Annotated in this window: 1 protein-coding gene and 2 rRNA genes; all 3 read right to left on the bottom strand. The window is 48.6% G+C overall.

Annotated elements, in window-relative coordinates; translation table 11 throughout:
* Positions 1-209: 209 nt before the first annotated feature.
* Positions 210-3,144: ribosomal RNA gene (locus BK584_RS19950) — 23S ribosomal RNA — on the bottom strand.
* Positions 3,145-3,587: 443 nt separating this feature from the next.
* A 16S ribosomal RNA gene (locus tag BK584_RS19945) occupies positions 3,588-5,138 on the bottom strand.
* Together the 16S and 23S rRNA genes form the textbook arrangement of a ribosomal RNA operon.
* 475 nt (positions 5,139-5,613) lie before the next feature.
* Positions 5,614-6,918 (bottom strand): NCS2 family permease, encoded by a 1,305-nt coding sequence (locus BK584_RS19940; protein ID WP_078394208.1) that lies wholly within the window; start codon positions 6,916-6,918, stop codon positions 5,614-5,616.
* Positions 6,919-6,957: the final 39 nt, after the last annotated feature.

Here is a 6,957-nt window from a genome sequence, read left to right as displayed (position 1 = left end):
ATGCGTGTCTTTCAATCAGTCACGTACGCAAGTACGCTCCTTCTTTCAAGCACTTTTGTCCTCGAACTCCTTGCTTCTCTTTGCCCACAGGATGTGGGTACCAGGCGTTGCCACAGGACGTGGCTCTTAGCGTGGTGTCCATCAACCTTATTGAAAGAAAGGATTCTTTCAAAACTAAATCCGAAACACACTCAAATTCAAGAATTAATTAGGATAAGCCCTCGACCGATTAGTATCAGTCCGCTCCATGTGTCGCCACACTTCCACTCCTGACCTATCAACCTCATCATCTCTAAGGGGTCTTACTGGCTTACGCCATGGGAAATCTCATCTTGAGGGGGGCTTCATGCTTAGATGCTTTCAGCACTTATCCCGTCCATACGTAGCTACCCAGCGATGCTCCTGGCGGAACAACTGGTACACCAGCGGTATGTCCATCCCGGTCCTCTCGTACTAAGGACAGCTCCTCTCAAATTTCCTACGCCCGCGACGGATAGGGACCGAACTGTCTCACGACGTTCTGAACCCAGCTCGCGTGCCGCTTTAATGGGCGAACAGCCCAACCCTTGGGACCTACTTCAGCCCCAGGATGCGACGAGCCGACATCGAGGTGCCAAACCTCCCCGTCGATGTGGACTCTTGGGGGAGATAAGCCTGTTATCCCCAGGGTAGCTTTTATCCGTTGAGCGACGGCCCTTCCATACGGCACCGCCGGATCACTAAGCCCGACTTTCGTCCCTGCTCGACTTGTAGGTCTCGCAGTCAAGCTCCCTTATGCCTTTGCACTCTACGAATGATTTCCAACCATTCTGAGGGAACCTTTGGGCGCCTCCGTTACTGTTTAGGAGGCGACCGCCCCAGTCAAACTGCCCACCTGACAATGTCCCTGACCCGGATCACGGGTCGAGGTTAGAATGTCAGCACCATCAGGGTAGTATCCCACCAACGCCTCCACCGAAGCTAGCGCTCCGGTTTCCAAGGCTCCTACCTATCCTGTACAAATGGTACCAACACTCACTATCAAGCTACAGTAAAGCTCCATGGGGTCTTTCCGTCCTGTCGCGGGTAACCTGCATCTTCACAGGTACTATAATTTCACCGGGTCTCTCGTTGAGACAGTATCCAAGTCGTTGCACCATTCGTGCGGGTCGGAACTTACCCGACAAGGAATTTCGCTACCTTAGGACCGTTATAGTTACGGCCGCCGTTTACTGGGGCTTCAATTCAGAGCTTCTCCCTTGCGGGATAACCCCTCCTCTTAACCTTCCAGCACCGGGCAGGTGTCAGCCCCTATACTTCGCCTTGCGGCTTGGCAGAGACCTGTGTTTTTGCTAAACAGTCGCTTGGATCTATTCACTGCGGCTCTCTCAGGCTATTCACCTTAATAGAGCACCCCTTCTCCCGAAGTTACGGGGTCATTTTGCCGAGTTCCTTAACGAGAGTTCTCCCGAGCGTCTTAGAATTCTCTTCTCGCCTACCTGTGTCGGTTTGCGGTACGGGCACCTGTATTCTAACTAGAGGCTTTTCTTGGCAGCGGAGGATCAGGGATTTCGGACCCGAAGGTCCTTCACGGTCACAGCTCAGCCGAACGGAACACGGATTTGCCTATGTTCCAGCCTTGCATGCTTCGACGCGCACAGCCAGCGGCGCGCTCACCCTACCTTTCTGCGTCCCCCCATCGTTCAAACAAATACTGGGTGGTACAGGAATATCAACCTGTTGTCCATCGCCTACGCCTTTCGGCCTCGGCTTAGGTCCCGACTGACCCTGAGCGGACGAGCCTTCCTCAGGAAACCTTGGGCTTTCGACGGAGGGGATTCTCACCCCTCTTTTCGCTACTCATACCGGCATTCTCACTTCCAAGCACTCCACTAGTCCTCACGATCTAGCTTCGCTGTCCTTGGAACGCTCCCCTACCCAATTCCATAAGGAATTGCCATAGCTTCGGTGATACGTTTAGCCCCGGTACATTTTCGGCGCAGAGTCACTCGACCAGTGAGCTATTACGCACTCTTTCAATGATGGCTGCTTCTAAGCCAACATCCTGGTTGTCTGGGCAACTCCACATCCTTTTCCACTTAACGTATACTTTGGGACCTTAGCTGATGGTCTGGGCTGTTTCCCTCTTGACTACGGATCTTAGCACTCGCAGTCTGACTCCCGAGTTAAAGTTTTTGGCATTCGGAGTTTGACTGAATTCGGTAATCCTGTGGGGACCCCTCGTCCAATCAGTGCTCTACCTCCAAAACTCATCACTCGAGGCTAGCCCTAAAGCTATTTCGGGGAGAACCAGCTATTTCCGAGTTCGATTGGCATTTCACCCCTACCCACACCTCATCCCCGCATTTTTCAACATGCGTGGGTTCGGGCCTCCAGTCGGTGTTACCCGACCTTCACCCTGGACATGGGTAGATCACCCGGTTTCGGGTCTACGGCATCGTACTCACTCGCCCTATTCAGACTCGCTTTCGCTGCGGCTCCGCCTTATCAGCTTAACCTTGCACGATACCGTAACTCGCCGGTTCATTCTACAAAAGGCACGCCATCACCCATTAACGGGCTCTGACTAGTTGTAGGCACACGGTTTCAGGATCTATTTCACTCCCCTTCCGGGGTGCTTTTCACCTTTCCCTCACGGTACTGGTTCACTATCGGTCACTAGGGAGTATTTAGCCTTGGGAGATGGTCCTCCCGGATTCCGACGGGGTTTCACGTGTCCCGCCGTACTCAGGATCCACTCTGGAGGAAACGAAGTTTCAGCTACAGGGCTGTTACCTTCTTCGGCCTGTCTTTCCAGACAGTTCACCTACTCCGTTTCTTTGTAACTCCGTATAGAGTGTCCTACAACCCCAAGAGGCAAGCCTCTTGGTTTGGGCTGATTCCGTTTCGCTCGCCGCTACTTAGGAAATCGCATTTGCTTTCTCTTCCTCCGGGTACTTAGATGTTTCAGTTCCCCGGGTCTGCCTCTATGCATCCTATGTGTTCAGATACAAGTACCATCCCATTACGGATGGTGGGTTCCCCCATTCGGAAATCTCCGGATCAAAGCTTACTTACAGCTCCCCGAAGCATATCGCTGTTCGTCGCGTCCTTCGTCGGCTCCTAGTGCCAAGGCATCCACCGTGCGCCCTTTCTAACTTATCCTAAATGGTGTCTGCGTGCGATACGCTCGACCATGTTTAAGCAATAAAGGTTGCTCAAGAATTCTTGACGTCTCGTTCAAACAGTTTAAAACCGATGAACAAAACTTATTTGAGTTGTTTCTTGATTTAGTTTTCAAAGAACCTGCCCACAGGAGGTCGGTACCAGGCGTTGCCACAAGACGTGGCGTTCTTAGCGTGGTTCCATGCCTTTAACGGGCTATTTTAACAATAGATAAGCAGCGAATCTCTTTGTCTGGTTCATGATTCTCAATCAGTCACGTACGCAAGTACGCTTCTTCAATCGAACATTTCCCATCCTCGATCTTCTTGCTTCTCTTTGTCAAATATGAAATTGAATGAATTGAGTTCATTCAAAACTGAACAAAAGATCCAAAGCGCCAAACAACCGAAGTTGTTCGTCGACTAGAGTAATATACTCCATAGAAAGGAGGTGATCCAGCCGCACCTTCCGATACGGCTACCTTGTTACGACTTCACCCCAATCATTTGTCCCACCTTAGGCGGCTGGCTCCAAAAGGTTACCTCACCGACTTCGGGTGTTACAAACTCTCGTGGTGTGACGGGCGGTGTGTACAAGACCCGGGAACGTATTCACCGCGGCATGCTGATCCGCGATTACTAGCAATTCCGGCTTCATGTAGGCGAGTTGCAGCCTACAATCCGAACTGAGAATGGCTTTATGGGATTGGCTTCACCTCGCGGCTTCGCAACCCTTTGTACCATCCATTGTAGCACGTGTGTAGCCCAGGTCATAAGGGGCATGATGATTTGACGTCGTCCCCACCTTCCTCCGGTTTGTCACCGGCAGTCACCTTAGAGTGCCCAACTAAATGCTGGCAACTAAGATCAAGGGTTGCGCTCGTTGCGGGACTTAACCCAACATCTCACGACACGAGCTGACGACAACCATGCACCACCTGTCACTTTGCCCCCGAAGGGGAAGCTCTGTCTCCAGAGTGGTCAAAGGATGTCAAGACCTGGTAAGGTTCTTCGCGTTGCTTCGAATTAAACCACATGCTCCACTGCTTGTGCGGGTCCCCGTCAATTCCTTTGAGTTTCAACCTTGCGGTCGTACTCCCCAGGCGGAGTGCTTAATGTGTTTACTTCGGCACTACGGGCATCGAAACCCCTAACACCTAGCACTCATCGTTTACGGCGTGGACTACCAGGGTATCTAATCCTGTTTGCTCCCCACGCTTTCGCGCCTCAGCGTCAGTTACAGACCAGAGAGTCGCCTTCGCCACTGGTGTTCCTCCACATATCTACGCATTTCACCGCTACACGTGGAATTCCACTCTCCTCTTCTGCACTCAAGCTTCCCAGTTTCCAATGGCCGCTCGGGGTTGAGCCCCGAGATTTCACATCAGACTTAAGAAGCCGCCTGCGCGCGCTTTACGCCCAATAATTCCGGACAACGCTTGCCACCTACGTATTACCGCGGCTGCTGGCACGTAGTTAGCCGTGGCTTTCTGGTGAGGTACCGTCAAGGTACCGGCTTATTCAACCGATACTTGTTCTTCCCTCACAACAGAGCTTTACGACCCGAAGGCCTTCCTCACTCACGCGGCATTGCTCCGTCAGACTTTCGTCCATTGCGGAAGATTCCCTACTGCTGCCTCCCGTAGGAGTCTGGGCCGTGTCTCAGTCCCAGTGTGGCCGATCACCCTCTCAGGTCGGCTACGCATCGTCGCCTTGGTAAGCCATTACCTTACCAACTAGCTAATGCGCCGCGGGCCCATCCCCTAGTGATAGCACAAACGCCATCTTTTAACTTTCTCCCAGGTGGAAAAAAGTGTTATCCGGTATTAGCTTCGGTTTCCCGAAGTTATCCCAGTCTAAGGGGCAGGTTGCCCACGTGTTACTCACCCGTCCGCCGCTGACTTCCGGGAGCAAGCTCCCTTCTGTCCGCTCGACTTGCATGTATTAGGCATGCCGCCAGCGTTCGTCCTGAGCCAGGATCAAACTCTCCGTTAAAATGTTTACTTACACACGGATGTGTTAACTTCGGTGTTGCGACATGGACGTCGCGATCTTAACCGAAGATCCTAAGCATCAAAATGTTGCTAGCGCGTTGAATTTAAATTCAACGACTTTCATTGACGAGATACCTTGTATCTCTTTACTACGCTTGGCTTTTGTTCAGTTTTCAAAGAACTCGTTTGCCGCTGCTGTGTTGCTGTTGTGTTGGCGACTTAGATATAATACCAATATTCAACACGAATCGTCAATAGCTTTTCTAAAGTTTTTTAAAAAAACTTTAGAAAAGCGATATAAATAAATGAAATCCTGAACTAAAAATCAATAAAAAGCCTATTAAAACAAGTGATTATCCCCCTTACTCCTTTTCAATATAAAAACATAACTTCTCGTTCCTTCTAGTATATTAAAAAAGCCTGTTGACCGCATAAACGATCAACAGGCTTATCATCTTCTATCAGCATTCTATCCATTAATGAGGTAAAAAACCTAAATAAAGAATAAAGACGATAAACAACAAGTACATAAGAGGATGAAGCTCTTTGCCACGTCCTTTAACAACCATTGTTAATGGATAAAGCACAAATCCTAATGCAATTCCTGTCGCAATACTATACGTAAGTGGCATTGTGACAACTGTAAAGAAAACAGGAATAGCAATCTCCATTTTTGTCCAATCAATGTGACGAAGCGCAGTGGCCATCATCACACCTACGATAATTAATGCAGGAGCAGTCACTTCATTTGTAATAACATCAAGTAATGGCGAGAAGAACAATGCTAAAGCAAAAAACAATCCAGTAAAAACTGCTGTTAATCCTGTTCGTCCACCTACAGCAACTCCAGAGGTTGACTCTACATAAGCCGTTGTAGTGGATGTTCCGAAGATTGAACCAAGAGTAGAGGCACTTGCATCTGCAAATAATGCACGTCCAACACGTGGCAAACGATTGTTTTTCACAAAACCAGCCTGTGTGGCTACCGCAAATAAAGTACCTGCTGTATCAAAAAATACAATAAATAAAAACGTTAAAATGACAATAAGCATTTGCAAAGTAAATATTTCTTCTGTCCAACTAACATCAAATGCCGCTCCAAAAGTAGGCGCTAAACTTGGTGGCATTGAAAACACACCATTACCCAATGTATTAACTCCTGTGACAATCCCTAAAATAGCAGTTAAGGCAAGTCCATAGAAAACGGCTCCTTTAACACCTCGGACAACAAGTACAATCGTTACAATCACACCAAAAATCGCAAGCAACGTTGTTGGCTGTGTTAAATCTCCTAATGAAACGAGTGTAGCAGGATCTGCCACTACAATACCTGCATCCTTTAAACCGATAAAAGCAATAAACAATCCTATTCCGGCACCAGTTGCATATTTTAATTCTTCTGGAATTGCATTAATAATCATTTCGCGTAGTTTAAAAATCGTTATAATAACGAAGATAACTCCCGAGGCAAACACTGCAAAAAGTGCTGCTTGCCAAGACATACCATAACCAATAACAACTGTATAAGCAAAAAATGCATTTAACCCCATTCCTGGAGCAAGCGCAATTGGATAATTAGCAATTAAACCCATTAAGATGGAACCAACAAGCGCGGCAAGCGCTGTTGCTACAAACACAGCACCTTGATCCATTCCTGCAGCACCAAGTATCTGTGGATTTACAAACAAGATATAAGCCATTGCTAGGAATGTTGTTAACCCAGCTACTCCTTCTTGTTTGATCGATGTTTGGTTCTCACCTAACTTAAAAAAACGATCCATTCTTTTCCCTCCATATCAAAATAGCCTTAGGTAAGCTCT

It is taken from the genome of Shouchella patagoniensis, from assembly GCF_002019705.1.
In the GTDB taxonomy this organism is placed as follows: Bacteria; Bacillota; Bacilli; order Bacillales; family Bacillaceae_D; genus Shouchella; species Shouchella patagoniensis.
This window is presented reverse-complemented; position numbering and strand designations above follow the sequence as displayed.